Source organism: Lysinibacillus sp. Y5S-8 (assembly GCF_036894365.1).
In the GTDB taxonomy this organism is placed as follows: domain Bacteria; phylum Bacillota; class Bacilli; order Bacillales_A; family Planococcaceae; genus Lysinibacillus; species Lysinibacillus fusiformis_D.
Map to the genome: position 1 here is coordinate 548,218 of NZ_CP145889.1, position 26,776 is coordinate 574,993.

The window sequence follows — 26,776 nt, forward strand, 5'->3', positions numbered from 1 at the left end:
GCGTGTATGTTTGTTTACACGCTCCAATTCCAAGGAGATGAAATAAGTATGATTGATTATAAAGCATTAGTTGATAAATTACCTAAAAGAGATCGAGAAGCATTTTTAAAGATTGAAGAAGAATATTATGCCTCTAGTGAATTAATGCAACACAAGAGTGAAAATATGCGCAAAAAGGCACAAAAAGAATATATGGAGAAAACTCATAGCTTTACAACGGCACTGTCACTACTTAAAAATGGAATGTTTACGGCTGACGGTCCAAAAAGACCACAATTAAGTAAAGCAGAATTGTTATCGCAATCTAAAAGCAAAGACCTTTTAAAAATGGTCCCTTCATTTGCTGAGTTACTAATGTTAGTGGATGATAAGCCAGCTTTAATAGAAAAAAAGAAGCAAGCAATTAAAAAGCTCCAGGAAGAAATTAAGCAATTGGAAGGGATTCAATTAAATAATAGCTATAGTTTACTTAATCCTAAACGATTCTTTAACAAACTTTCTTCAGAAGAATGTGCGAGGAAAATTGAAGAATTACAACGTAAAATTTCCAATGAAGAAACTGAAATTAAGAATTTGCAAGCTGTTGAATCAATTGAACTGTATGATGTATCGAAAATCTCAACTGAAATGGAGTTAGTATTAAACACTTCAAAAAGTAAGCTCTATGAAATTGCTGAGAAAGTATTAACTGCTCAAAAGCAATATTTCGATCTTTTGAAACAATATGGCGAGATAAAGAGTTCAGCAAGTCATTTTAGCAATGAGATTAAAAACACCATTGATAGAGAGTACCAGAAGGTAGCAGTTGCTTCACAAAATCCATCTTATCCGAACCAACCAAGTAAAAAATTTACTATTCCTGTAACACTGGAATTTGATCCACGTATTAGAGAAGGCCATATTGAACGAATTATTGATTTTCACGGTCAAATCACAAATGAGGTTATGAAACGGTCATGACAAAACCTTTAGTTATTAGTGGATACGCGCTTTGTTGGAATGAACGAGCGTGTATCCATGATGACCAAGGAAGATTTTACGAACAGTTTCTACCAGGTGCCTTTGTAGACTCTATAAAAAAGCGGAATCAAACGGTTCGATATTCTCACTTGAGTTCCCTAGATTTTGCTAGTGCAGAAGCTGGACAACTTACATTATTCGAAGATGAAAAAGGTTTGTCATTTCGTATTGAATTAGAAAACAACCATGAAAATCGTCTCTTATACAACTTAGTAAGGGATGGGCAATTAAGTCATGTTTCAGTGGGATTTAAAAATGCAGAATATAAAGAGACAAAAAGAGGAAGTAAAAAGTTTAGGTTAATACAACGTGTAGATTTAGTAGAAATAAGTATAGTAGAGAATCCAGCTTATAAAACATCTAGTGTACGAGTCGGATGCAATAATAGACTGTTAGAGTTAATTTCTAAAATTGATAAGGCGTTGAGTGGATAGAACACTTACTTCGGTAGGTGTTTTTTATTGGAATTTTCTGTTGAAAATTAGCATGAACTTGAAAATTAATAAAAAAGAGATCACGAAAGTGATCTCTGCGGCAAGGTTTAAAGTTAATAAGTAAAGTAAAATTTTGATTGCCTTATATAATCGTTAGTTACCTTGAATAGATGTTCTAATTTCTTGTTCTAGTCTCACGTTAATTGGTTGAAGTACTGGGTATTCACTTAGGATTTCTTGATATAAATCACCCTGGTATTCTATTGCCTCAATTGTTACAGCAACACTATATCGTACTCGTGTTTTATCAGTATCTCTATCTAGAGCGTGGAATGTTAAAAAAGGGTTTTTTAGGGAGTTTGCTTGGAAAACTTTACTTCTTTTTGCTACTGTATCCCACTTTAAATCATCACGTCTTTCAGATTCTGTGGCAAATTTATTTGGTGTCACACTAGCTGGTATAGAGCCTAGTTTCCATTCATCATCTAATAACTCTTGTATAGAATCAGCATCTGTTATTATATTTCTTTTCAGTGTTCTACTATTCTTGTATAAATTATATTTATCTTCGTGTGGATGCAGTGCATCCTCAATCGCAGTAGATGTATAACTTTCTGCAAATAATGGATTCGGCGGAGTGACAACTACAACTGTCCAAGATATTTTAATTTTCTTTGCACCACATGTTTGTGGTACTGGTAGTTTTAACTTTGCATAGTTTCTTACTGACATTTCATTATTATAGACAATTGTTACTTTATTTGGAGTACATAACAGAATATCATCCACATTTTTTGCACAGATACCATATCCAAATTCGTGATCTATCTCATCAATTTCACTGGATGAAGCCTGTGTCAATAAACTTCTAGCAGTTAAAACGCCAATATCATTACTTTTTAACATTAACTCTGCAGCCTTTCTTGCGACTATCGGAGCTGCAAAGCTTGTCCCCTGAACATTTTGCATAGCGTATTCTTCTGTTCCTAAAACTTGTATAGGGTGGAGAGCTGAACCACCGTGTTCACAAAAGTCGGGTTTGATTTTACAGCCTTCACGCCCAAAACCAATAGAACTATATGGTGCTCTCGAATAATTTCCATCAACATTAATCTGATAGGCGCCCACTCCAATGCCATTAACCATATCTGAAGGTGATTCTATTCTATTATATGGTTCTTGACTCATTCCAGAATTACCTACAGCTACAATGAACAGCTTTCTATGGTCGTAAGCTAATTGGTCCAATGCGGTTGTAAATCTACTAATATCATCATCGAGAATACTTCCTTTTGGACCTACAGAAACATTAAAAACATCTATATCTGTTAACTGAGGTACAGCTTTTTCAATTAAATCAATAGATTCATATAAATCTACATCAGAAGGATTAGATGTTGGGAAAACTCTTATGCTCTCAACTCCAAGTACTGGACTTGGAACAGCAACCCCTTCTTGGAAATTCTGTAAATCACCATATAGAATTAGGCTAGATACGTTAGTTCCGTGAGTCATGAAACTATCACTTGGTAAAGAATCGACCTCATAGTATTGAGTGGTAGATTGCTGGAAGAATGGATTCTGTATATTAACACCGCCATCAATTACACCAACCTTTTTAACTGGTGTAACAGTGCTTACTGGTGGATTAACTTTATTAGGAATTAGGTCAGTAAAGACAGAGTTTAATTCAAAATCCATAGGATGAACAGTTCTTAAAGGGTTGAAATCTGTCAGTAAATTTATATCTTCTCTTGATAAATTGATACTGACAAAGATTGGTCCGTGTTCATATGCTTTGTATTTAATCTTGCTTCGATGTTCTTTAGGGATGTTTAATAAAGTGAACAATTTATCTAAAACAATTTCTGCTTCTTCATAAGGGTGTAGCACGAGCTCGACCCTTCCGTTATCCCAAGTATCTTCAAATCCGAGAGCCACTTCATCTTTATTGAGTAAATTAATTTCCTCTATCTTTCGTAGATCTTCTTTAAAGCTTTTTGATCTAATAGAATCGAGTAACATTAATCCGTTATCGATATTTTTAGGTTGGATTTTTACGAAGTTAAGTTTACTTTCTTTTCCTGAATCCGTAATCCATTTTCTTGATCCAACATTTTCGACATCTAAAGCCCCGAAAAAACTGTTGGGAGTGTAAGATTTTGCGAGAAACTTTTCATTAAGACGAACTGCAATTACTACTTCATCCATCTTTTTTTCAAATGGAATAGAATCGATATCTTTTTTCACTTTTACTAGTTCTTCTTTTACTAATTTTTTTGCTTCCTCATAAGATCTAGGAAATTCTTTAGGACCTCCAGCGCTATTTTTATTAATAGGTTCAACCAGATTTTCACCTCGACCTAGTATTGGTCTTCTTAAATTATCACTCATTATTTATCCCCCTCTTGCAAATATCGATTAACTGAAGTTAAAGAAATCCCTGTTAGTTCCGAAATTTCTCTTTGTGTGATAGATTTACCGTATTCTTCTTTTATTGAGTTCACTAATTTTGATTTAGGGATGTTGCCAGTACTTATTTTTGTATCTATAAAGCTTTTCAAGACATTTATCTTTATATCTCCGCCAAAAATGATTTGCTTCTGTAGTGAATGAGTACTAATTTGATCTATGTCGGCTGGAGTTATACCTTCAAATGTAGAGCTTAAAAAATTCAAAAACTTTTTATCAATTTCGACAACACCTCTATCTAGATAAAATTTCCATAGTTGAAATCTTAGCTTTTTATCTGGTTTTTCTACTTCAATTTTTATATTGAACCTTCTCCAAATGGCATCATCCAGTATTTCTGGATGATTAGTAGCAGCTACCAAGATGCAATCGTATGGCCATGTTTCGAGTTCTTTTAAAAGTACATTAACTATACGTTTTAATTCTCCTAAATCACTAGCGTCTGTTCTTTTCTTTGCTATAGCATCAAATTCATCCATTAATAAAATGGAAGGTGATCTCTTAGCATAATCTAAAACTTCTTTGATATTTTTCCCAGTTTTACCGAGATAACTAGAAATTGTTGAAGAAAGATCAAGTGTTAAAAGTGGTAAGTTCGTTTGGTGAGCTAGATATTTTGCTAAATAAGTTTTTCCGACACCAGGTGGACCATAAAGTAATATGCTATTAGTAGGTTTTATACCAAACTCTAATAGCTCTTTCATATGATTTCTGTTTTGTAAAAATTCTTCGATTGTTTTCTTGTACATGTCTGATAAAAATATTTCAGAAGGTAGTACACTACTATCTTCTAATTTCACTAAGGAATTCAATGACTCCTCATCTTTCGGTAAAGGGTCCTGTCCATATGCTCTTGTTAGAGATGCGCCTGCTCTATAATTAGCTAATATTTCAGAAATTCTACTTGCGATTTCTGGACTCTCTTTTTTTAAAATGCGCATTATACTCAGTGTACTTGCCTCAATAATTTCTTTATCATTCTCAAAAGCAGCTTTAACTAAATTAGGTAAATGCTTTTCTATTTGTTTCATTTAATTTTACCTCCGTTCATAAGGAACAAATAAAACATATCATTAAAAGTGGGTTTTATCAATATTTTGTTCCGTTTTATTTTATATTAAATTATTGGAACGCATTAGAAACCAACATCCTTTATACTGAATGCATAATGAATAATAAGTGTTGTCTAATCAACAATTAAAAGTGACTTTGTCACGGCAATAGTCATATTCGTATTTGCAGATTTTGTAGTTTGGCCAGATATTGACTTTAATATTCTTTTTAACTTGTCCCACCGTAATGTCCTACCGTTGAAACGCCGAAATCCATTGGGGGCGTATGTTTTAAATGATGAAATTTGGAACTTAATCATTAATTCTTTTAATCTTTTAAAACATGCTCTTAATAATTAATATATATAATCTAGCAGCTGCAGAAATGTGGTTGCTTTTTGTTTTTCATTTTATACAGCTTAATAATTGGCAATGATAAAAATGAAGGGAGGGATAGATGTGGATGGATTTAAGGATTTCAAGATGACAGAAGAAAAGGTTCGAAAGTTGTTACCATTGTGTGAAAGTATCCTGTCTAGAGAATACGGAAGAAAAATCAAATTAAAGGATTTGACAGTGGGTGGGATAACAGTTAGAAGGGATGAATTAAATAATAAAAGGTATGATAATTTAAAAATCAAAAATAAGATTGATAAATAGTGAAAGGACACCTGAATTATTGGGCGTCCTTTTTATGTGTTGATCTTACTTTGTGAAATCTGGAGTGAATTCTAGTAAATCTGATAGTTTACATTCAAAAACTTCACATAGAGTTATCAAGGTTTTTAAATTTGTTGATTTCATCTCCTCTTCAGTCCCTTTATACAATCGATTAATAGCATTTCTACTAAGTCCAGACTTCGCCATTAATTCTGATATTCCATCAATACGATGCTCAGCCATTAAAATTCTTAAATTTGATTTTATAGCCATTACAATACCTCTTTTTTAACTTTAATTATATCACTTTTGAAGTTAAATAGTTTTTGAAAATATTAAAAAGTAACCTTGCGGGGTTAAAAATTAACTTTACAATAACTTTACGTGGTGATATATTAACCTTGTAAGGTTAATGTGTTGGGGTTTATTTATCATAGAAGATTACTCACTTGCTGCAGGAAAGAGAGGTGAAACATTATGACATACTTTGGTTTTAAAATTTCAAGAGAAGATGAAGCAAATTTTCCGAAATTCAAGGACTACAAAGAAGCTAGAGAGTATTTCAAAAAGAGATATGGCGACAAATACAATTTAGGTTACTGGGAACATATCGAAGGTTGGGGAAAAGTTTATTTTGATGATGTAGACGGACAACCAGTACAAATTCGAGAAGATGGAAATGTACATGTAGTTTATTAATTTATTTGGTGATTGAAAGCGAGGTGAAAACGATGGCATTTGAATACTTAGCACAATACACAACATTTGAATCAATAGCAGATATGGACACAGCTGTTGAAAATCACATGGCAGCTCATTACTACGATTTAACGGAATCAGAATGTGCCATCGTTTTCAAACTTGCTAGTCATGCATTAGAGCATCCAGGAGCCTGTCATTTGAAAGCTGCCACAATTGCTGCAGCATTGGAGATCAGCACAAAGACAGTTTATCGTGCTATCAAGAAATTAGAATCACTAGGCATTATCAAGAGAGAGACAACTACAAAGGTAAAGGGAGGACGTGGTGCAAACATCTATATTATTTTGCCTAGCCAGTCAGAAACATGCGAAGATCCTGAGGTGCCTTTTGACGAATGTGAGATTGTTCCATTATATCAAGCATATAGCCAGGTTCTGGCTGATAGAGAATCATGCAAAGAGTTTATGAATGATTATCAGATGATGCTGTATGAATTTATGCATTCATTACCTCTTCCAGACAATTTGAAAGACGATTTGCACAAAGTTGTATTAGCATCCAATGTAAGTAACATTCAGGAATTTATATTGGCCAAGAACATCATTTTTAAAATAGCTAATGACATTAAAGAAGGTGTGCTGACGGTTACTAAAACAATACGTGCCATATTCGTAGGGGCTCATAATAAGGCATTGCAACGTAGAGATGGGATTATATCACCGATAGTTCAAAATCCTATAAACGAACGTCCTGTGCCTTTCTACAATTGGTTGACTGATAGAGATCAATCAACAGAAGTATTTTAATATGAAGGAAGTGAGGACACATGAAAGTGACAGCTAAAGAATGGCGTAACATGTCTGACCACAATAAACAACTGTTGTTAAATGTGGTTGCTAATAAATGGCATTACAGTGAATCTATTTCTACTAATTTAAAATAAAAATAAGAGGTGTTTGTATGGTGAATGGTAATGGTGGCTATACTGAAAAAGCGATCAATTTAATGGGGAGTTGTTCAAACAGTATAAAGCAAGATCATTTAAATATAATTGAAATAGTATTAAAGATCGATAACAAAAAAGCTTTAGATTCATTGTATTTTTAACAAAATCGATATTAAAAAAGAGCAACTCACTTTGATTGAGTGCAAAATGTAAAATAAGAAAAGGGGAATTCGTATGCAACGAACACAACACTTATTAGAAACAGTTGTACAAGAAACTAGTGGTAATGTATATAACTTATCAGCACAGATGATTCAGTTAGAGGTTGTGAAGAACGCAGTATCAAAGCTAATGGAAAGAATTGATGAAATCGTTTTTAAAGGTTGGGATAAAGATCCTGGTATGTCATATCTATCAATTAATGAAATACGCGAAACTGTCCGTTTAATTGATATGGGATTCTATCCATTGTTTAAAGAAATGGCAAAAGAAGTTGAAGCAATTAACATTCATTCAGAAGAACTATTCAACACAGTAGTTAAGGGTGATTTAGAGCAATCTATCGATGTAGCTACTAAGCTTGATATAAACAGTAAAGAAGGTTGGAGTGCTTTTGCCATGGAAGGAAACATAAAAACATTTACTAAAGAGTTTGGTAGAGAACCAGAAAGCTTTGAGGAAGTGTTAACGTATATAACTGAAACCGTAGCGAGAGTTATGGATAAAAGCGAGAAAAATAAAAAAGCCGATGCGCTAACATCGACTAAAGAAAACATTGCAAATTAACTATATCAAAATCATTGAGCGGCTTTAACTATTATTGTTGCCGCTCGCTGATTTTTATTGCTCTTCAGTTTTATCGATGATACGTTTTTTTAAATCTTCCAAAGTGTCAATGGTTTCTTGGATAGACCATATCATACGTATATCCTTTAAATCTAAAGTGGTATTCTCTGTTGTTACAGACTGAGTTGCATTTTCTTCTAATTCCTCAATAAACTTATTTATTTTTTCTATTACTTCAGCAATGTCTTTGAAATTATCACCTTCTGGCATGTAATTGTATAAGCCTCGTTTTATTTTACGTATCTTTGGATTTGAAGATAAAATACGATTTAAGGCCCCAATCATAGCGCCTGAAGGGATTCTTTCATTTGAAAAAGCCTCAATTAAAAGGTTTTCTAGGTGCTGACGTTCGAAAGTATACGCTTTAACTGAAGAATCATTTGCTTGGGATTCTTTTAGTGCGTTAGATAGTATTTCATCTGCTTTTGAAATAATTATTGGAGCCCACACTTTGTTATTGTCTGTCATCTTTAAATACCTCTTTTCTTTTTATTAATAACTTAATATAACTAGTTATTAACATATTATTAATATAGTATAACTCGTTAATTAATAATTCAATACTTTTCGTTTTTAAAAAAACTGTGGATATGGAGCGAGCTTTTACGTTGATAATCAAAAGAAAATGTAACCAAATAATACAGATATATAAGTATTCATATTTTTATACCCAATAAAAAAGATTGAAGCAATTAGCCCCAATCTGTTATAACTCACGCATTCCTGTACACACGCTCGCCGTATTTTATTAGCCCCAATTCAGCCCCACTCAGCCCCACTCAGCCCCAACATAAGGCTATTATATGCAGTGTTCTGCATTATACAAAATGGGGATAGATACTTAAACCGTTGATATATCAAGGGTTCATTAGTCTTTTGTGTTCACTTGCAAATTTGTAATATTAGGCTGGGTAAAATAAGTAGGGCTTTAAAAACAGATTGATTGAATGGGGTTAGCGATAGGCTTGCCCCATTTTGTATTTTCTATTGAAATGAAGAATAGATATACGTCATAAATTTGAAACTTATTTTACGTAGTTGCGTAGATAAGTTAAGTAGTAGTTTCTATATAAAGAAGAGAGAAAAATTGATGAAACAACTGTCATCTATTGGTCAGTAGAATGTAGGGTTCTTTAAAATTAGTGATAGGAAGGAGGAGTATTATGATTTGGTCACTTCTCATCAATGATTTATTCATCTTTGTCAGTACAATGGAATACTTTTGGCTACTAGCTTCTTTGGTTTTAACTGTGCTAAGTGTTCATTTGCATCTGTATCTGGTCAATAAAATAACAGTTCAAGAAGTAAAGGACGAAGCGTTTGAAGTTGACTATAATATCACGAATACTTGGACTCCACCTATGCTAACGTGGTTTGTTCTATGTATTAGGACGTCGGAAAACAGTTAGGAAGAAAGTGTATCTCCTAGTTTCATGTAAACTTTTAAACTAGGAGGAATATCATTGTTAACCTTTTTAGCACAACCGATCATTTACTTCATTCATTTCATCCATTCATTCATTTACAGGTAGCTATGCAGTGAGTGTCATTGGCATTACGATTGCAGTAAGATTAATTCTAATGCCGCTATTTATTCAATCTGCAAAACATCAAAAGCGCTCGAAAGAACTAATGTCAGCCATTAAGCCTGAACTAGATGCGCTTACCACTAAATATAAGAGCAGTCAAAATGAATCTGAAAAAATAATAGTACAACAAAAAATGCAAGCATTAACGTCAGATTCATTGAAAAGTTCTTTATTAGGCTGTTTACCTATTATTGTTCAATTGCCTGTATTATTTTCACTGTATTACGCGATTAAGTTAGATACCGTCATCGCAAGTGAAAATTTCCTATGGATGAATTTAGGTACGATAGATATTGGCATTTCGATTATTGCTTGTTTGATTTATTTGATTCAAAGTGTTTTCTCCTTAGAGGAAAGCCAACCACTTAATATGAAGATTATGGTGTTCATTAATCCAATCATGATCCTCATTTTTAGTTTATTCAATCCAGCGATTATCCCTATCTATTGGACAGTTAGTGCTATATTATTAATAGTTCAACAATTAATCATTAAAAAATGGTATAGATAAAATGAAACTCCTCTCTTTCGATTATGTAAAGAGAGGAGTTTTTATTTATTCTCCATCTATATTTGTGTGATGCTTTACATGACTTCTATCTTGAAAAAACAGGAGTATTCATCCTATAATAAAAAGGTTATAGTAAAAGACTAAAAGGGAGCGTCCATTATGGCGAACGAAATAAGATCGCAAGTGAACATTAAGCTCGTTTCTACGATTCGTCCAAGTGATGGAGAGTCCGACAGTTATGAAATGTGGCTCAAAGGGCAGCTACTTGAAAAAGCAGGAAGCTTATATTTGAAATATGATGAGGTGCAGGAGGATAAAACTATCCGCACAACAATGAAGTTAGGACATGAGAAAGCGCTGATTATGCGTGCTGGCTCGGTCAATATGCGCTTACCACTTAACATAATTGAGCAACAAAAAGGGCATTATGAGAGTGAGTTTGGTTCCATGTCACTCATTATTGACACGAAAAAAATGACCTTTACGAAACAGGCATTAAGCGGAGATTTCCATGTACAGTACGATTTACTAATGGGTGGGCAATCCGTTGGCAACTATACATTAGATATTACATTTACGGAGGTACAATGATGAACGCAGTAGAACAAGTACAACAGGCTATAAAAGCAGCAATAGCTCAGGCTGTTGAAAAAGCAGGCTTAGTTGAGGCTGGTACAGAATTATCGATTCACTTGGAATCACCAAAGGATAAAGCGAATGGGGACTATGCAACAAACATTGCAATGCAATTAACGAAATTAGCTAAAAAACCACCTCGTGCTATTGCGGAAGCTATTTTAGAAAATCTTGATACAGCAGGTACAGATATTGAAAAGATCGACATTGCTGGTCCTGGCTTCATGAATATCACAGTACGTAAAGATTTCCTAACTGGGGTAATTACACAGGCTCTTGAACAAGGTACTGACTACGGCCGTTCAAATGCTGGTGCTGGGGAAAAGATTCAAGTGGAGTTTGTTTCAGCAAATCCTACAGGAGACCTTCATCTAGGACATGCACGTGGAGCTTCTGTTGGAGATTCATTATGTAATGTATTAGATATGGCTGGTTACAGCGTCTCTCGTGAATATTATATTAATGATGCGGGCAATCAAATTAATAACCTAGCTTACTCATTAGAAGCACGCTATAAACAAGCACTAGGTATGGAAGCGGAGATGCCAGAAGACGGCTATCATGGGCAAGATATTATTGATATTGCGGGTAAATTAGCTGAGGAGCATGGTGAAGCTATTTTAGCAAAATCAGAGGATGAACGTTTTGCATTCTTCCGTCAACACGGTTTAGCCTTAGAATTAGATAAATTAAAAACAGACTTAGCAAACTTCCGCGTGAACTTTAATGTCTGGTATTCTGAAACGTCTCTATATGAAAACGGTAAAATCGAAGTAGCGTTAGATAAATTAAAAGCAAATGGTCATGTCTTTGAAGAAGATGGTGCTACTTGGTTCCGCTCTACAACATTTGGTGATGATAAAGACCGTGTGTTAATTAAAAATGATGGTTCGTTCACATACTTAACGCCAGATATTGCTTACCACGAAGACAAAATTGTCCGTGGTTTCGATAAATTAATCAATATTTGGGGAGCTGACCACCACGGTTATATTCCACGTATGAAAGCAGCTATTCAGGCCCTTGGCTATGATCGTGATACATTAGAAGTAGAAGTTATTCAAATGGTTCAGCTTTATAAAAACGGTGAAAAATTCAAAATGTCTAAACGGACAGGGAATGCGGTAACAATGCGTGAACTTGTAGAAGAGGTTGGCCTTGATGCAGTACGATACTTCTTCGTGAAAACTGCAGGCGATTCTCATATGGACTTTGACCTTGATCTTGCTGTATCACAATCCAATGAAAACCCAGTGTACTATGCACAATATGCACATGCTCGTATTTCATCTATTTTACGCTCGGCAAATGAGCAAGGATTTGCTGTAGCAACAGACCATCTTAATCTGTTAACAGCAGAAAAAGAAATTGATTTACTGAAAAAGATTGGCGATTTCCCGAGAGTGGTAGCAGAAGCGGCGAAACACCGTACACCACACCGAATCGCTAACTATATTCAAGAGACAGCAGCAGCGTTCCATAGCTTCTACAATGCAGAAAAAGTATTGGATGCTTCCAACAAGGAGTTAACAGAGGCTCGTTTAGCATTAATTACAGCTGTACGCACAACAATTGCTAATGCACTACGTTTAATCGGCGTATCTGCACCAGAAAAAATGTAATACTTTTTAAGCTCCTAACATGACGAATGTTAGGGGTTTTTTTTATGGATAGAAGGCTAAAAGTGGACGATAACATTCTAAAAGTGGTTGATAAAACAGTAAATGTGAAAGATAAAAAGACACAAGGAACGGATAGCACTAAAAATTAGCTGTTTCAAACTTAATTTTTCTGTTAATTTCGAAAATTTTGTTGAAGTTTACGTCAACGTCAATGATATACTGTTGACAATAAGGAAAGGGGAGATGATTTTGAAGACGATTCAGGAGGTAGCAAAGGAATTTAATGTGTCTACTCGCACTATTCGTTATTATGAGGAACTTGGTCTTCTTCGTCCTGATCGCTCATCTACCAATCAACGAACCTTTTCAAAAAAAGAATTGGCGAAGCTCAAGCTTATTTTCAGAGGCAAGCGTTACGGGTTCTCACTGGAGGAAATCAAAGAGATGGTTTTACTTTTTGATTTTGATCGCTCAGGTATTCAGCAATTAGAACGAACAGTAGAGTATGGAGAACAAAAAATTCAAGAGATTGAGAGTAAAATTGCTGAGCTGACGCAAATGAAACAGGAATTACAGCAAATGCAAGGCATGTTTAGTGAAAAATTAGCTACTTTAAAGGGAGAGATGCATGATGAATAGTTCCAATTTGTTAGCACGAAATGCCCGTAAGTATCCAAAAAATGAAGCCATTATTTGTCATGGCAGAAGAGTGACCTATCGTGATTTAGATGAGCAAGTAACACGTTTTAGTCATGCTTTGCTAGAGCAGGGAGTAAGTCAGGATGATAAGGTTTTAATCTTTATGCCGAACGTTTTAGAGTTTGTTGTAAGCTATTTTGCTATTCAGCGTATTGGTGCAATCGTTGTTCCAGTCAATGCGAAATTTACATTGCAGGAAGTAGAGTATGTGGCACAGCATGCCGAAGCGAAGGCAATTGTTGTTCATGAGGCGATTTTTGCCGCAGTTGAACAATTAGCTGCTGTACCATTAAAAATTAAAACCGGCCAAGAAAAAGCAGGGTGGCAGCATTACGAAACAATGCTTCAAAATGCGAGCACACAAACAATTGATTGCCAGCTACAAGAAGATGACCCTTCTACTATTTTGTATACATCTGGTACAACAGGAAAACCAAAGGGTGTGTTATTTAGCTACCGTAATATTTTAACAGTGGCACAAATGATTGCTGTTGAAATGGAAGTGAAACCTGAAAGCCGTATATTGCTCATGATGCCATTAACTCATTCAGCACCATTGCATTTATTTTTAATGGCGGGCGTATTTGTAGGGTCAACAAGCGTATTAACACCAACCTTTACACCAGACCTTTTTATCGATGCCATTGAGCAGGAAAAAACGACGCATTTCTTTGGAGCGCCTGTTGCTTATTTATTAACAGCACAGATGCCAAGGCTACAAACGGCTGATTTGTCTTCCATGAAGTGGTGGGTATATGGTGGAGCACCATTATCTCAAAATGAGGTTCGCTTCATTCAACAGGCATTTCGAACAACTAATTTAACCTGTGTTTATGGATTAACAGAGGCGGGTCCGAGTGGCTCATTGTTATTTGGCAAGGAGCATGAAACGAAGGCTGGGAGTATTGGTCAACGGGCGCCACTTGGCACAGAGCTTCGTATTGTCAATGACAATGGAGAAGATGTAAATGTGGGCGAAGTAGGAGAAATTGTCTTATTTGGTGAGGGTAATATGCTTGGCTACTACAAGGATGAAATAGCAACCAAGGCTGCTTACATTGATGGGTGGTTAAAAACAGGAGATCTGGCTCGGATGGATGAGGACGGCTTTATTTGGATTGTGGATCGCAAAAAAGATGTCATTATTTCAGGTGGTGTCAACATTTATCCGAAGGAAATTGAAGATTGCCTATTAAGCTTTGAAGGGATATTTGAAGTTGCTGTCATCGGTATACCACATCCGCAATGGGGGGAAACCGTGAAGGCTGTATATGCTACGAAACAAGACATAGATGAGGATGCGTTGAAAGCTTATTTAGAGGAAAGGCTTGCGAAGTATAAACTACCACGTATTTTCGAAAAAGTGGAAGCGCTACCACGCAATGCTTCAGGCAAAATTTTAAAACAATCCTTGAAAGGACAAGAGGTGAGATAGCATGAAGGTTTTACAGCAGGAAGAAATGCGTGCAACAAACTTTTTTACAGAGGAAGAAACCCTTCAAAAAGTGTTAGAAATGATGTTAGATAAAGAGTTTTTGTCTTATGCACATAGAGAACTAACAGATTTCGGTGAGTTATGTGCAGGTGATATTGACGTAAGGGCAAAACATACAGATCGGCAGGGAGAGCCCCGCCTCCAACGGTATAATGCTTATGGAGAAGAGGTATCAGAGGTTTGGGTGAATGACGGCTACAAAAAAACAATTGAAGAGACATATAATACGGGAATAGTTGGCTACGTGCACAAAGAAATTCCACAGTTAGGTCACAAAGGGAATTATGTCTATAGCTTTGCACAAGGTTATTTACTATCTCATGCAGAGCCTGGTTTTTATTGTCCCGTTACTTTGACGATGGCTACGGCTTATCTATTAGATCATTATGCTGATGAGGATGTAAAGCAGCGTTTCTTGCCACATGTTTGTGCAACAGGAGAGACGGAGCTATACGAAGGGGCAACATTTTTAACTGAACGTCAAGGAGGGTCAGACGTTGGGGCGAATGTTGTGGAGGCCAGAAAAGTAGGCAATGAGTACCGTCTCTATGGAGAAAAATACTTCGCATCCAATGCAGGTATGTGTGGCGTAGCAATGGTGTTGGCACGTTTAGAAGGCGCACAAGCAGGCTCTAAAGGGTTAACGTTATTTGCAGTTCCATGGAATAATGAAGATGGTACGGCTAATCATCTTCGTATTCGTCGATTGAAAGATAAATTAGGCGTTCGAGCAGTCCCATCGGGCGAGGTAGAGTTTGATGGTGCCCTTGCTTATATTGTAGGGGAACAAAATAAAGGGATTTATTACATGCTAGAAGCACTAAATCTTTCAAGAATTTGTAATGCAGTAGCATCGATTGGTATTATGCGTCGAGGCTTTTTAGAGGCAAAGCATTATGTGAGCAATCGATATGCATTTGGCAAGCCCTTAACACAATACCCAATGATCCAGGATACACTAGGGAAGTTTGCTGCTAAGCTGCATGTGGAAGTAGCGACAGTATTTGATCTTATTCAATTATACGATAAAGTGACAAGTGGGCAGGGAACACAACAAGATCTCATTATGAATCGTTTATATATTGCCATTATGAAAAAGGAAACGGCAGAGCAAGCCGTTCATTATGCTAGTGAAGCGATTGAATTACATGGTGGTAATGGCTATATTGAAGACTTTGTGACACCACGCTTACTAAGGGATGCACAAGTATTGACGGTATGGGAGGGAACGGCAAATATTTTGGCCTTAGAAATTATTCGTTTAGTGGATAAGTTCCATGCACATGAACTGTTTGTCCGTGAAATGGAGACAAGGCTAGAGAAGCTGGCGGATAGTCCACTAGTGCGAATTGTGGAAGAGCAGTTGGTAAGTCTTGCGGCTACATTACAAATTTTTAGCGCTTTAGATGAAGCAACTAAAACTTTCGAAGCAAAAGATATAGCGAAAAAGATGGCCCATCTTTATGAAAGTGTTGTAGCGGTTGAATGGGCACAAAAATTTGGCGGAAAGTACGAAAAGCTAGCGGATATCTATTTAGAGCAAACGTGGTCATTGCGACAAATAGGTGCACAAATGAAAACCGTACAATATTTTTCTGAAATTGTATAATTGCCAAGGAGTCGTCTGGAATGGAGGCGACTTCTTTTATTTTCATGTATAATGAAATCAACTGAATATTATAAAGGTTCTTTACTTAAGTAAAGTGAAAAGGGAAGTCGGTGTAATTCCGATGCGGTCCCGCCACTGTAAGTGTGAGTTTTTTCAAATAATGCCACTGAAGATTTCGGGAAGGCTTGAAAAACGCAATAAGCACGAGCCAGGAGACCTGCCTTTATAGTATAGACATGACAGCCTACGAGGATAGGGTGGTGGATTTTGTATCAGTTTTTTGGTGCGATTTTGACCCCTCATCATTCGAAGATGAGGGGTCTTATTTTGATGGAGAAAATATTTCTAACCAATTGACGCACGGATCAACAAAGGAGGATTCACATGAAGAAATTTTGGAAAATAGGATTATCAGCATTTTTAGCAGTAGGTTTGTTAGCTGCATGCGGGCAAGAAGCCAAAAATGACAAGCCAGTAGCTACGGAGCAGCAAACACAGCAAGAGACTCCACAGGTGGATGAAGCAACATTCCCAATGACCATAACAGATGCCATTGGCAAGGATATTACACTTGAAGCACCGCCTGAAAAAATTGTTTCTCTTATTCCAAGTAACACAGAGATATTATTTGAACTTGGTTTAAATGATGAAATAGTTGGGGTGACAGACAATGATGATTATCCACCAGAAGTCGCTGAAAAGGATAAAGTTGGGGGCATGGAGTACAATATTGAAAAAATTATTGCCTTAAAGCCAGATATCGTGTTTTCACATGAATCTAGCATGTCCCTTTCAGAAGCGGCGATTGAACAGCTTGAGTCAGCAGGTTTGAAAGTATTTGTCGTAAAAAATGCACAAGATTTTAATGAAACTTACACAACGATTGAGCTGCTTGGTCGTGCAACAGGGAAATTACCAGAGGCTGAAAAAATCGTTGCTAATATGAAGGAAAAAGTGGAAGATGTTCTGACAAAAGTAAAGGATGTTGAACCAAAAAAAGTGCTGGTCGAAGCATCGGATGAACCTACTATTTATACGGCGGGTAATGGCACATTTATGAATGCTATGCTGGAGATGATTCATGCAGAAAACGTAGCGGCAGATGCGAAGGATTGGTATGAAATTAGTTCAGAACAAATTATTGCGAAAAACCCAGATGTCATCGTTGTGACATATCATTATGTACCAGATATTTTAACAAAAATACCACAACGTGCTGGTTTCGATACTGTTAATGCCGTGAAAAATAAGGCAATCGTTCAAGTAGATGAAAGCACAACAAGTCGTCAAGGTCCCCGTTTAGGAGAAGGTCTTGAAGAATTAGCAAAAGCTATTTATCCAGAGGTATTTAAGTGAAAAAAATAGCACTAGCCTATGTACTAACATGTACGCTTCTTGTCATTAGTATCTGGTGTGGCGTAGCGATAGGCTCAGTTCATATTCCGTTAGAAGTTTTATGGAATCAAGCAGTTGATGAAACGGCTGCTAATATCTTTTGGAAAATCCGTCTGCCACGCGTGTTGTTAGCGGGACTAGTGGGAGCTTCTCTGGCCATTGCTGGAGCAGCTTTCCAAGGGTTGTTAAAAAATCCATTGGCAGATCCATATACATTAGGCGTTTCATCGGGGGCATCTGTTGGTGCTGTTATTACGATCTTTTTTAGTATATCTATACCGGTCGTAGGCTTGTATGCCCTACCCACTTTTAGTATGATAGGCGCAATCATCACAATGGTAGTGGTCATGAGCTTTGCTAGAATGGTAGACCGTTCATTGAAGATGGAAACGTTAATTTTAACAGGTGTTATTTTTAGCTCATTTCTAGGCTCTCTCATTTCATTAATGATTGCTTTATCTGGAGAAGAGCTACGCCAAGTAATTGGCTGGTTACTAGGTTCTGTGTCAATGCGTGGATGGCCATATGTCCAAATGATCACGCCATTTGTTATTATTGGTTCCATTATGCTTTGGACGCAAAGACGAGAGCTAAATGTTTTGTTATATGGTGAAGAGCGCGCGAAGCATTTAGGTGTCAATGTGAAACGTAGTAAGTATTTGATTTTAGCGGGTGGCTCCATGTTAACGGGAGCTGCTGTAGCGGTTTCTGGCACAATTGGCTTTGTAGGATTAGTTGTACCGCATATGACAAGGATGATTTGGGGTTCCGACCACCGCCATTTATTGCCATTATCGTTTTTCAATGGCGCAACTTTACTCATTGTTTGCGATTTAGTAGCACGGACAATTATTGTGCCAAGAGAGCTGCCTATCGGTGTTATTACAGCGTTTATTGGTGCACCTGTTTTCTCCTATATTTTTTATAAGCAACGTAGAAGTAAGGGGGTACGGGCATGATTATTGTCGAACATCTATCAGGTGGTTATGAAGATGTACCAATCGTCAAGGACATTAGTTTTACTGTGGAAAAAGGGAAAATTCTTGGTATTCTAGGACCGAATGGTAGTGGGAAATCTACATTATTAAAGGTAATGAGTGGGATATTACCAGCTACTGCTGGAACAATCACAATTGATGGACAAAATATCCTTTCTTATAATGCCCGTGCTTTGGCGCAAAAGATGGCTGTACTACCACAGCTTCATGCAAATGCTTTCTCAAATAGTGTAAGGGAGGCCATTTCACTAGGGCGCTACCCCCATCAAACAGGTTTTTTCTCAAGTTGGTCTGAACAGGATGAACAGGCTGTTCAGCATGCCATGCTGCAAACGGGTGTAAAACGCTATGAGCACACCCCGTTAGAATTTTTATCGGGTGGTGAACAACAAAGAGTATTTGTTGCTCAGGCATTAGCGCAAACAGCAGAAATTCTACTGCTGGATGAGCCAACCAATCATCTAGACATTGCACATCAACGGCAAATCTTAGATATGGTCAGGAAGGAAGCTGTGGAGTGTGGTTTAACGGTTGTTATGGTACTACATGATATGAATTTAGCCTCTCTCTATTGTGATGAATTATTGCTTATGGAGGGTGGGCAAATGAGAGCACTTGGAGCACCGCATGAAGTATTAATTGCCTCCCAAATTGAAGAAGTTTATCAAGCACGAGTGGCTACATATGCCCATCCCGAAATACCAAAACCTCAAATTACAATGATGCCCGCAACAACTGATTACCAGCAGCGAGCTGTCATCAAAAAAGAACATTTCATGATAACGGAACACTATATTCAACTCCAATCAGAGATTCCGTTAAAAACAGTGTCCTCTGCTGTTCATAACCCAGGTATTGGCTGGCATAATTGCCTATTAAACCGCTCTGTACCTGGTGATTATGTGATAAGTGATGTAAAAAGAGAAGTTAGTGAATTTTTGCAAAGAGAGAATTTTTCCCCTACAAGTACTGTTGTGATGCTGACAGCAGTGCCAACAGCTCTTGTCGCCATCAATGAATTTTCAGCGCCTTTTGGCAGTATGATAGTAGCTGTAACGGCTGGTGTGGGCAATGCGGTTGATGTATCACGTGTACACGAAAGACAAGATGATCCATATATTGGTACTATCAATACATGGATCATAATCAATGGCTGTTTATCGGAGGAGGCATTTTTCCAGGCACTGATGACAGCTACAGAGGCGAAAACAAAAGCTTTGCAATCAGAAGATATTCGTGACGAGCGTAGTGGAACCATTGCTACAGGAACTGCTACAGATAGTCTGTTAATTGCAGCAACTCAAAAAGGGGAAGAAATGCTGTATGGTGGCCCGATTACGGAAGTTGGTAAAATGATTGCAAAGGGTATTTATGAAACAACAGTTCAGGCCATCAGAAATTATAAAAATCAGTTTTAGGAGATGAGAGAAATGAAGCTTTACACGAAAACAGGCGATACGGGGAAAACAAGTCTAATTGGCGGACGCGTTGATAAAGATAGCTTACGTGTTGAAACATACGGGGCGATTGATGAATTAAACTCTTTTATCGGGAAGGCAGTAAGTGAATTAGATCAAGCACTTTTTAAGGATATTTTAACAGATCTTGAAACAATTCAGCATGAACTATTCGATGCTGGTGGTGACCTTGCCAATGTGATGAAAGAACGCCACTATAAATTAACAGAGCAACCGATTGAAGTGCTGGAAGCTCGTATAGATGCTTTATCAGATGAAGCACCACCATTACAACGTTTTATTTTACCAGGTGGCGCACCAGCAGCTGCAACTTTACACATTGCTCGTACAGTTGCACGACGAGCAGAGCGTGAAATGGTGACACTTATGAAAGAAGTGGAGGACGTGCCGAAAGTTGTACAAAAATATTTAAATCGATTATCAGATTATTTATTTGCAGCCGCACGTGTTGTAAATGCTCGATTAAACGTAGCGGATATTGAATACATTCGCAGTGGCAATGTCTTCAAAAAATAAACTTGTTATGTGGATGTCGCAGCTTTTATTAATTAAATGTAAAAAAAGAAAAGTAAAAAAAATGCTACTTTGAATAAATTTCAGGGTGGCTTTTTTTCTTGTAAAGTGTAAGAATATAAAATTATCAGAAATATTTCCGTTTTATGTTGACTGAATGCTCACTCATTTATTAGAATAGGAATATATTGATATAGTGACGCACATTTCTGTATGAACTAGCAAATTTGCCGCAAAGAGAGAAAATTACGACAAACTAAAGGGGGGACCAACCATGAGTCCATTATTAATTGCTAACATAGTCTTAACAGTCGTGGTTGTGCTTTATGCAGTAGGATTGTTCTTCTATCTGTTGAAAACACGCTATAAGTATGTGCAATTGGGGAAAAAGGTTGAGTTTGATGAAAGTGTTAAAGAGCGACTACGCTATATTATGGTCAATGTATTTGGTCAAAACAAGCTATTAAAGGATCCAAAGAGTGGATTAATTCACGTGATGTTTTTCTATGGATTTTTGATGGTTCAGTTAGGGGCCATTGATTTAATTTGGAAAGGACTAGCACCGGGATCACATCTGCCATTAGGTATTTTCTATGGTGTCTTTACATTCTTCCAAGAGCTTGTAGTTTTAATGATTTTAGTTGCGGTAGTGTGGGCATTTTATCGCCGCTATGTAGAAAAGCTAGTGCGTCTAAAAAGAGGATGGAAAAACGGTCTTGTATTAATTTTCATTGGTGGCTTAATGGTCTCAACATTAATTGCTAATGGTATGGGATTAATCTGGCATGGTGAGGGGTTGACTTATACGGAGCCTGTTGCTTCAAGCATTGCTGCTATATTTGGTTTCCTACCTGCATCAGTAGCTGCTGGAGTGTTTTATGTTATGTGGTGGGCACATCTTTTAATTCTATTAACATTCCTTGTGTATGTACCACAATCTAAGCATTTCCATTTAATTGTTAGCCCACTGAATGTTTACATGAATCGTTTAGATCGTGTGGGTACATTAACGCCTATTGATTTTGAGGCATTAGAAGAAGCAGGAGAAAATGCTGAAAGTGAAGAGGATATGCCTTCAATTGGAGTTGGACGCATACAAGACTTCACACAAAAGCAAATGCTCGATCTGTATTCTTGTGTAGAATGTGGACGTTGTACCAATATGTGTCCTGCAACTGGGACAGGAAAAATGCTGTCTCCAATGGATTTAATCGTGAAATTGCGTGATCATTTAACATTTACTGGCGCTGTTGTAACAAAGCAAAAGCCTTGGGTACCTTATCAATTCTTTGCCAATACCAAGGGTAATCAGCTTGCGATGGCTGCTGGTGCTGAAGGCGCAGTAATTGAAGATATTTACAGCCCATCTTTAATTGGCGATGTGATTACAGAAGAAGAAATTTGGGCTTGTACGACTTGTCGAAACTGTGAGGATCAATGTCCAGTAATGAATGAGCATGTTGATAAAATCATCGACCTACGTCGTTATCTAACAATGACGGAAGGAAAAGTTAATCCTGATGCACAACGTGCCATGACAAATATCGAACGACAAGGGAATCCTTGGGGCTTAAATCGTAAAGAAAAAGAGAATTGGCGTGATCTTGATCCAACAATCCATATTCCAACAGTAAAAGAGTTAAAAAAATCTGGCGAAGAAATGGAATATCTATTCTGGGTTGGTTCGATGGGGGCATTCGATAATCGCTCTCAAAAAATTGCTTTAGCTTTCTGTCGTCTATTAAACGAAGCTGGTGTGAAGTTTGCGATCTTAGGAAATAAAGAGAAAAACTCTGGGGACACACCTCGTCGTTTAGGAAATGAATTTTTATTCCAAGAATTAGCTACAGCAAATATTGATGAGTTTGAGAAAAATGATGTGAAGAAAATAGTGACAATTGACCCTCATGCTTACAATATCTTTAAAAATGAATACCAAGACTTTGGCTGGAATGGCGAAGTGTATCATCATACTGAAATACTAAATCAGTTGATTGAGGAAAATCGTCTGGCACTCAATTATGAGGTTCATGAAACAATTGTTTTCCACGATTCCTGTTACTTAGGCCGTTATAATGATGTTTATGATGCGCCAAGAGAAATTCTACGCGGTATCCCGGGTGTGAAGCTTGTGGAAATGGAACGAAATCGCGAAACTGCTATGTGCTGTGGTGCAGGTGGTGGCTTAATGTGGATGGAAGAGCATGTTGGTAATCGCATTAATGTGGCTCGTACAGAGCAAGCTCTTGCTACTAATGCATCCGTTATTTCATCTGGCTGTCCTTATTGCTTAACAATGCTGGAGGATGGTACAAAGGCAAAAGAAGTGGAAGACTCTATTGGCACATTCGATGTAGCAGAATTACTAGAGCGTTCAGTGTTCGGTGAAAAAGTGAAGGCTGTTGATCCTTCATCTGAGGAAGCTGAAGAAGAAACATTAGAAGCAGTGGTAGCATCCGTAGAAAATGTTCAACAGGACGAGAATACGGAAGCGAACGCAGAAAAATGATCGCTATTGTAGAAATATTTTAGTTATCTGAAAAATATAAATTGCACAATAAAAAATTGTTTTGTAGAATAAGATTAAATGGAAATGGGAGTTGCAACTAACAAGCTCCCATTTTTCATCGATAGAAGTCGAGCGAGCGTTCAGTCAATGAAATGCTGTACTACTTCATCGAGTACGTAAAACAAAAGGGGTGTTTTACTTGAATAGAGCTGTCATTTTAGCAGGGGCAAGAACTGCATTTGGTAAATTTGGAGGTTCCTTATCAACATTACATGCAAGTGATCTAGGGGCAATTGCAATAAAAGGTGCGCTAGAGAAAGCAAATATTGCATCTGACGAAGTAGATGAGGTTATTTTGGGCTCTGTTTTACAAGGGGGACAGGGGCAAATACCTTCGAGGCAAGCTGCGATAAAAGCCAATTTACCAACAGCGGTAAAAACAGAAACAATCAATAAAGTTTGTGCATCAGGGATGCGTGCAGTGACATTAGCAGATCAATTGATTCGATTAGGGGACGAAGAAGTGATTATTGCTGGTGGAATGGAGTCTATGTCCAATGCTCCATACTATCTGTTAAATGGTCGAAATGGCTTGCGTATGGGAGATTCCACAATGGTGGATGGCATGCTTTATGACGGTTTAACATGTGCTTTCGATAAAGCGAGACCGCATATGGGGAGCTATGGTAATGCAACAGCTAAGGAATTCTCGCTCAGTCGTGAGGAACAGGACGCTTGGTCTGTTCGCAGTCATGAGCGCGCACTAGCGGCGATTGAACAAGGTTACTTTGCTGAAGAAATCGTACAAGTGGAGATTCCACAACGTAAAGGAGAACCACTGGTCGTCGATACAGATGAAGCACCAAGAGCAGGTACAACGTTGGAGGTACTAGCAAAACTGAAACCAGCCTTTGACAAGGATGGCACGATTACAGCAGGTAATGCACCTGGCGTTAACGATGGTGCATGTGCCCTCGTGGTTATGAGTGAGGAACGTGCCACACGTGAAGGAAGAGAGCCATTAGCAATAATTTTAGGTCATGAAGAGCTTGCCATTGGGCCAGAAAACTTCCCACAAACACCAGGTCTTGTTATTAATAAATTGCTGAAAAAAACCAATAAATCATTAGCAGATATTGATTTGATCGAAATCAATGAGGCCTTTGCAGCAGTCGCTTTGGTCAGCAAGCAGTTAGCTGATTTAGATGCTGAAAAGGTGAATGTTAATGGCGGTGCGGTTGCTTTAGGTCATCCTATTGGAGCATCTGGTGCACGTATTATTTTAACGCTTGCACAAGAATTGAAGCGTCGTGGTGGAGGCATCGGTATTGCTGCAATTTGTTCAGGTGGGGGTCAAGGTGATGCGATTATGATTGAAGTACCAAAAACAGGGGGACTGAACTAATGGGAATTCAAAAGGTAATGGTCATTGGTGCAGGGCAAATGGGCTCTGGCATTGCACAAGTTTGTGCACAAGCAGGCTATGATGTGAAATTGAATGATATCAAACAAGAGTTCTTCGAGCGTGGAATAGGAGTTATTACAAAAAATTTATCACGTGATGTAGAAAAGGGCCGTAAAACGGAGGATGACAAAGCGGCTGTTTTAGGTCGAATTAGTATGTCACTAGATTTACAGGATGCTAGTGATGTAGATATTATCATCGAGGCAGCTGTAGAGAATATGGACATTAAGCAATCCATCTTTAAGCAACTTGATGGCATTGCACCAGCACATGCCATTTTAGCTACGAATACATCTTCGTTGCCTATTACTGAAATTGCAGCGGTAACAAATCGACCAGAGCAAGTAATTGGTATGCATTTTATGAACCCAGTGCCAGTAATGAAGCTTGTTGAAATCATTAGAGGTTTAGCAACTACGGATGAAGTATATAAAGCTGTTGAAGCGATGACAGTCAAGTTAGCGAAAACACCAGTAGAAGTGAATGACTTCCCAGGATTTATTTCAAACCGTATTTTGCTACCAATGATTAATGAAGCAATTTATGCGCTTTATGAAGGTGTAGCTACGAAGGAAGCAATTGACGATGTGATGAAGCTAGGTATGAACCATCCGATGGGACCATTAACATTAGCAGACTTCATTGGCTTAGATACTTGCCTTTACATCATGGAAATTTTACATGAGGGTCTAGGAGATAGTAAATATCGCCCTTGCCCACTGCTTCGTAAATACGTTGCAGCTGGCTGGCTAGGAAAGAAATCAGGTAGAGGCTTTTACGTTTACGAATAATCCTATGGGGATGGGGTTATGTAGATGTTGCGGGACAACTTAGAGGGGTGACATTATAGATGCAATTGCAATTTACAGATGAGCAAATGATGATGCGCGATATGGTTCGTCAATTTGCTCAGGAAAAAATTCAACCATGGGTAGGGCGGATGGAAGCAGGAGAATTTCCACGTGAGCTTCTACAACAAATGGGTGAACTTGGCTTAATGGGGATTACGACACCAGAAGACTTAGGTGGCTCTGGTATGGATTTTACATCGTATATTATTGCGATTAATGAATTATCAAAAGTAAGCGCTGTAATGGGGGTTATTTTATCAGTGCATACTTCGGTTGGAACAAATCCGATCATTTACTTTGGAAATGAGGAACAAAAGAAGCGTTATGTACCAAAGCTTGCAGCCGGGGAATATTTAGGCGCATTTTGTTTAACAGAGCCAGGTGCAGGCTCTGACGCAGGTTCTCTACAGTCAAAGGCAGTACGAGATGGCGATGAATATGTGATTAACGGCTCTAAAGTTTTTATTACAAATGGCGGAGAGGCTGATGTATATATCGTATTCGCCTCAACCAACCCTGCTGAAAAAACACGAGGTATTTCAGCTTTTATTGTTGAAAAAGGAACACCAGGTTTAATCATTGGTAAAGATGAACAAAAGATGGGTTTACATGGCTCACGCACTGTTCAACTGACATTCGATAATTGCCGCATCCCAACCGACAACCTTTTAGGGGAAGAGGGAGAAGGCTTCAAAATTGCGATGGCGAATTTAGATGTAGGGCGAATCGGTATTGCAGCACAGGCATTGGGGATTGCTGAAGCAGCACTAGAGGCGGCTACTACTTATGCAAAAGAGCGTGTGCAATTCGGTAAACCGATTGCTGCTCAACAAGGAGTTGGCTTTACACTCGCTAATATGGCAACAGCTGTTGAATCGGCAAAACTATTAGTGTATCGTGCAGCAGATTTACGTGCAAAAGGTTTACCGTGTGGAGCAGAAGCTTCAATGGCCAAACTTTTCGCATCACGAACAGCTGTACAAACGTCAATAGAAGCGGTTCAAGTTTTTGGCGGCTACGGCTACACAGAGGACTATCCAGTAGAGCGATATTTCCGTGATGCAAAGGTCACAGAAATCTATGAAGGTACAAGTGAAATTCAAAAACTAGTTATTAGTAAACATTTACTGAAATAAAGCCTGATGATAGGCTATTCATCTTAGGGATGACTTATTAAAGTGGAATAAAGACCCTCATCAAAAATGGAAACTTGCTCTCCAATATGATTGACAATCGCTGAACCCAGAACAACACACAGGTAACATAGAACAGAG

Annotated in this window: 26 protein-coding genes and 1 riboswitch; of the genes, 22 read left to right on the forward strand and 4 right to left on the reverse strand. The window is 37.6% G+C overall.

Features of this window, described 5'->3' with window-relative positions:
- Nucleotides 1–48 precede the first annotated feature (48 nt).
- Nucleotides 49–960: a hypothetical protein gene (locus V6670_RS02590; protein ID WP_141903880.1), complete on the forward strand. Its 912-nt coding sequence runs from the start codon at nt 49–51 to the stop codon at nt 958–960.
- Entirely contained in the window at nt 957–1,454 is a 498-nt protein-coding gene (locus tag V6670_RS02595) for an HK97 family phage prohead protease (protein ID WP_141903879.1), read from the forward strand. Before V6670_RS02590 ends, V6670_RS02595 begins: the two co-directional genes overlap by 4 nt.
- 153 nt (nt 1,455–1,607) lie before the next feature.
- Here the strand turns inward: V6670_RS02595 and V6670_RS02600 are convergent, their stop codons facing one another.
- A complete protein-coding gene (locus tag V6670_RS02600) occupies nt 1,608–3,848 on the reverse strand; it encodes a S8 family peptidase (RefSeq protein WP_141903878.1) in 2,241 nt (746 codons plus the stop codon).
- Nucleotides 3,848–4,957, reverse strand: coding sequence for an AAA family ATPase (locus tag V6670_RS02605; protein ID WP_141903877.1), 1,110 nt, complete (start codon nt 4,955–4,957; stop codon nt 3,848–3,850). Before V6670_RS02605 ends, V6670_RS02600 begins: the two co-directional genes overlap by 1 nt.
- Before the next feature lie 480 nt (nt 4,958–5,437).
- Between V6670_RS02605 and V6670_RS02610 the strand changes: the two genes are divergently transcribed.
- On the forward strand, nt 5,438–5,638 hold the full coding sequence (locus V6670_RS02610) for a hypothetical protein (RefSeq protein WP_338652456.1): 201 nt from the start codon (nt 5,438–5,440) through the stop codon (nt 5,636–5,638).
- A gap of 45 nt (nt 5,639–5,683) precedes the next feature.
- Here V6670_RS02610 and V6670_RS02615 read toward each other — a convergent pair whose 3' ends face one another.
- On the reverse strand, nt 5,684–5,911 hold the full coding sequence (locus tag V6670_RS02615; protein ID WP_141903876.1) for a helix-turn-helix transcriptional regulator: 228 nt from the start codon (nt 5,909–5,911) through the stop codon (nt 5,684–5,686).
- A 204-nt stretch (nt 5,912–6,115) separates the two neighbouring features.
- Between V6670_RS02615 and V6670_RS02620 the strand changes: the two genes are divergently transcribed.
- The 4 genes from V6670_RS02620 to V6670_RS02635 all read left to right on the forward strand — a co-directional run bounded on the left by V6670_RS02620 (nt 6,116) and on the right by V6670_RS02635 (nt 8,072).
- On the forward strand, nt 6,116–6,337 hold the full coding sequence (locus V6670_RS02620; RefSeq protein WP_141903875.1) for a hypothetical protein: 222 nt from the start codon (nt 6,116–6,118) through the stop codon (nt 6,335–6,337).
- A 32-nt stretch (nt 6,338–6,369) separates the two neighbouring features.
- A complete protein-coding gene (locus V6670_RS02625) occupies nt 6,370–7,146 on the forward strand; it encodes a helix-turn-helix domain-containing protein (RefSeq protein WP_141903874.1) in 777 nt (258 codons plus the stop codon).
- Nucleotides 7,147–7,300: 154 nt separating this feature from the next.
- Nucleotides 7,301–7,447 (forward strand): hypothetical protein, encoded by a 147-nt coding sequence (locus V6670_RS02630; RefSeq protein ID WP_186436125.1) that lies wholly within the window; start codon nt 7,301–7,303, stop codon nt 7,445–7,447.
- 73 nt (nt 7,448–7,520) lie between these two features.
- Nucleotides 7,521–8,072 carry a hypothetical protein gene (locus V6670_RS02635; RefSeq protein ID WP_141903873.1) on the forward strand — a complete coding sequence of 184 codons (552 nt, stop codon included), beginning with the start codon at nt 7,521–7,523 and terminating at the stop codon, nt 8,070–8,072.
- A 54-nt stretch (nt 8,073–8,126) separates the two neighbouring features.
- On the opposite strand, the gene V6670_RS02640 is transcribed toward V6670_RS02635, so the two are convergent.
- Complete coding sequence (locus tag V6670_RS02640; RefSeq protein WP_141903872.1) at nt 8,127–8,600, reverse strand: hypothetical protein; 474 nt, start codon at nt 8,598–8,600, stop codon at nt 8,127–8,129.
- Nucleotides 8,601–9,295: 695 nt separating this feature from the next.
- On the opposite strand from V6670_RS02640, the gene V6670_RS02645 reads away from it, so the two are divergent.
- The 15 genes from V6670_RS02645 to V6670_RS02715 all read left to right on the forward strand — a co-directional run bounded on the left by V6670_RS02645 (nt 9,296) and on the right by V6670_RS02715 (nt 26,638).
- Nucleotides 9,296–9,541: a hypothetical protein gene (locus V6670_RS02645; protein WP_338652459.1), complete on the forward strand. Its 246-nt coding sequence runs from the start codon at nt 9,296–9,298 to the stop codon at nt 9,539–9,541.
- Nucleotides 9,542–9,671: 130 nt separating this feature from the next.
- On the forward strand, nt 9,672–10,232 hold the full coding sequence (yidC, locus tag V6670_RS02650; protein ID WP_338652461.1) for a membrane protein insertase YidC: 561 nt from the start codon (nt 9,672–9,674) through the stop codon (nt 10,230–10,232).
- 159 nt (nt 10,233–10,391) lie between these two features.
- Nucleotides 10,392–10,823, forward strand: coding sequence for a DUF1934 domain-containing protein (locus V6670_RS02655; protein WP_338652462.1), 432 nt, complete (start codon nt 10,392–10,394; stop codon nt 10,821–10,823).
- Nucleotides 10,823–12,490: an arginine--tRNA ligase gene (argS, locus tag V6670_RS02660; RefSeq protein ID WP_141903868.1), complete on the forward strand. Its 1,668-nt coding sequence runs from the start codon at nt 10,823–10,825 to the stop codon at nt 12,488–12,490. Before V6670_RS02655 ends, argS begins: the two co-directional genes overlap by 1 nt.
- Nucleotides 12,491–12,739: 249 nt before the next feature.
- Nucleotides 12,740–13,129: a MerR family transcriptional regulator gene (locus tag V6670_RS02665; protein ID WP_036121497.1), complete on the forward strand. Its 390-nt coding sequence runs from the start codon at nt 12,740–12,742 to the stop codon at nt 13,127–13,129.
- On the forward strand, nt 13,122–14,624 hold the full coding sequence (locus tag V6670_RS02670) for a long-chain-fatty-acid--CoA ligase (protein ID WP_338654446.1): 1,503 nt from the start codon (nt 13,122–13,124) through the stop codon (nt 14,622–14,624). Before V6670_RS02665 ends, V6670_RS02670 begins: the two co-directional genes overlap by 8 nt.
- 1 nt (nt 14,625) lies before the next feature.
- A complete protein-coding gene (locus V6670_RS02675; RefSeq protein WP_141903866.1) occupies nt 14,626–16,293 on the forward strand; it encodes an acyl-CoA dehydrogenase family protein in 1,668 nt (555 codons plus the stop codon).
- 57 nt (nt 16,294–16,350) lie between these two features.
- Nucleotides 16,351–16,533: riboswitch (cobalamin riboswitch) on the forward strand.
- A gap of 144 nt (nt 16,534–16,677) precedes the next feature.
- Complete coding sequence (locus V6670_RS02680; RefSeq protein ID WP_141903865.1) at nt 16,678–17,649, forward strand: ABC transporter substrate-binding protein; 972 nt, start codon at nt 16,678–16,680, stop codon at nt 17,647–17,649.
- Nucleotides 17,646–18,647, forward strand: a complete 1,002-nt coding sequence (locus tag V6670_RS02685) for an iron ABC transporter permease (RefSeq protein WP_141903864.1) — start codon at nt 17,646–17,648, stop codon at nt 18,645–18,647. Before V6670_RS02680 ends, V6670_RS02685 begins: the two co-directional genes overlap by 4 nt.
- Complete coding sequence (locus V6670_RS02690) at nt 18,644–20,104, forward strand: adenosylcobinamide amidohydrolase (RefSeq protein WP_338652465.1); 1,461 nt, start codon at nt 18,644–18,646, stop codon at nt 20,102–20,104. Before V6670_RS02685 ends, V6670_RS02690 begins: the two co-directional genes overlap by 4 nt.
- Nucleotides 20,105–20,116: 12 nt before the next feature.
- Nucleotides 20,117–20,680, forward strand: coding sequence for a cob(I)yrinic acid a,c-diamide adenosyltransferase (locus V6670_RS02695; RefSeq protein ID WP_036121468.1), 564 nt, complete (start codon nt 20,117–20,119; stop codon nt 20,678–20,680).
- Nucleotides 20,681–20,951: 271 nt separating this feature from the next.
- Nucleotides 20,952–23,186, forward strand: a complete 2,235-nt coding sequence (locus tag V6670_RS02700; protein ID WP_089933015.1) for a heterodisulfide reductase-related iron-sulfur binding cluster — start codon at nt 20,952–20,954, stop codon at nt 23,184–23,186.
- 199 nt (nt 23,187–23,385) lie between these two features.
- The gene (locus V6670_RS02705; RefSeq protein ID WP_338652467.1) at nt 23,386–24,591 is read left to right on the forward strand and encodes an acetyl-CoA C-acetyltransferase; all 1,206 of its coding nucleotides are present in this window, start codon (nt 23,386–23,388) and stop codon (nt 24,589–24,591) included.
- Nucleotides 24,591–25,442 (forward strand): 3-hydroxybutyryl-CoA dehydrogenase, encoded by an 852-nt coding sequence (locus tag V6670_RS02710; protein ID WP_036121460.1) that lies wholly within the window; start codon nt 24,591–24,593, stop codon nt 25,440–25,442. The genes V6670_RS02705 and V6670_RS02710 overlap by 1 nt, the downstream gene beginning before the upstream one ends.
- Nucleotides 25,443–25,501: 59 nt before the next feature.
- Nucleotides 25,502–26,638 (forward strand): acyl-CoA dehydrogenase, encoded by a 1,137-nt coding sequence (locus tag V6670_RS02715; RefSeq protein ID WP_141903859.1) that lies wholly within the window; start codon nt 25,502–25,504, stop codon nt 26,636–26,638.
- Nucleotides 26,639–26,776: the final 138 nt, after the last annotated feature.

Coding starts and splice junctions, on each gene's coding strand:
- V6670_RS02590 (WP_141903880.1), top strand. CDS start 49: ATGATTGATTATAAAGCATTAGTTGATAAATTACCTAAAAGAGATCGA.
- V6670_RS02595 (WP_141903879.1), top strand. CDS start 957: ATGACAAAACCTTTAGTTATTAGTGGATACGCGCTTTGTTGGAATGAA.
- V6670_RS02600 (WP_141903878.1), bottom strand. CDS start 3,848: ATGAGTGATAATTTAAGAAGACCAATACTAGGTCGAGGTGAAAATCTG.
- V6670_RS02605 (WP_141903877.1), bottom strand. CDS start 4,957: ATGAAACAAATAGAAAAGCATTTACCTAATTTAGTTAAAGCTGCTTTT.
- V6670_RS02615 (WP_141903876.1), bottom strand. CDS start 5,911: ATGGCTATAAAATCAAATTTAAGAATTTTAATGGCTGAGCATCGTATT.
- V6670_RS02620 (WP_141903875.1), top strand. CDS start 6,116: ATGACATACTTTGGTTTTAAAATTTCAAGAGAAGATGAAGCAAATTTT.
- V6670_RS02625 (WP_141903874.1), top strand. CDS start 6,370: ATGGCATTTGAATACTTAGCACAATACACAACATTTGAATCAATAGCA.
- V6670_RS02630 (WP_186436125.1), top strand. CDS start 7,301: ATGGTGAATGGTAATGGTGGCTATACTGAAAAAGCGATCAATTTAATG.
- V6670_RS02635 (WP_141903873.1), top strand. CDS start 7,521: ATGCAACGAACACAACACTTATTAGAAACAGTTGTACAAGAAACTAGT.
- V6670_RS02640 (WP_141903872.1), bottom strand. CDS start 8,600: ATGACAGACAATAACAAAGTGTGGGCTCCAATAATTATTTCAAAAGCA.
- V6670_RS02645 (WP_338652459.1), top strand. CDS start 9,296: ATGATTTGGTCACTTCTCATCAATGATTTATTCATCTTTGTCAGTACA.
- V6670_RS02655 (WP_338652462.1), top strand. CDS start 10,392: ATGGCGAACGAAATAAGATCGCAAGTGAACATTAAGCTCGTTTCTACG.
- argS (WP_141903868.1), top strand. CDS start 10,823: ATGAACGCAGTAGAACAAGTACAACAGGCTATAAAAGCAGCAATAGCT.
- V6670_RS02670 (WP_338654446.1), top strand. CDS start 13,122: ATGAATAGTTCCAATTTGTTAGCACGAAATGCCCGTAAGTATCCAAAA.
- V6670_RS02675 (WP_141903866.1), top strand. CDS start 14,626: ATGAAGGTTTTACAGCAGGAAGAAATGCGTGCAACAAACTTTTTTACA.
- V6670_RS02680 (WP_141903865.1), top strand. CDS start 16,678: ATGAAGAAATTTTGGAAAATAGGATTATCAGCATTTTTAGCAGTAGGT.
- V6670_RS02690 (WP_338652465.1), top strand. CDS start 18,644: ATGATTATTGTCGAACATCTATCAGGTGGTTATGAAGATGTACCAATC.
- V6670_RS02695 (WP_036121468.1), top strand. CDS start 20,117: ATGAAGCTTTACACGAAAACAGGCGATACGGGGAAAACAAGTCTAATT.
- V6670_RS02700 (WP_089933015.1), top strand. CDS start 20,952: ATGAGTCCATTATTAATTGCTAACATAGTCTTAACAGTCGTGGTTGTG.
- V6670_RS02710 (WP_036121460.1), top strand. CDS start 24,591: ATGGGAATTCAAAAGGTAATGGTCATTGGTGCAGGGCAAATGGGCTCT.
- V6670_RS02715 (WP_141903859.1), top strand. CDS start 25,502: ATGCAATTGCAATTTACAGATGAGCAAATGATGATGCGCGATATGGTT.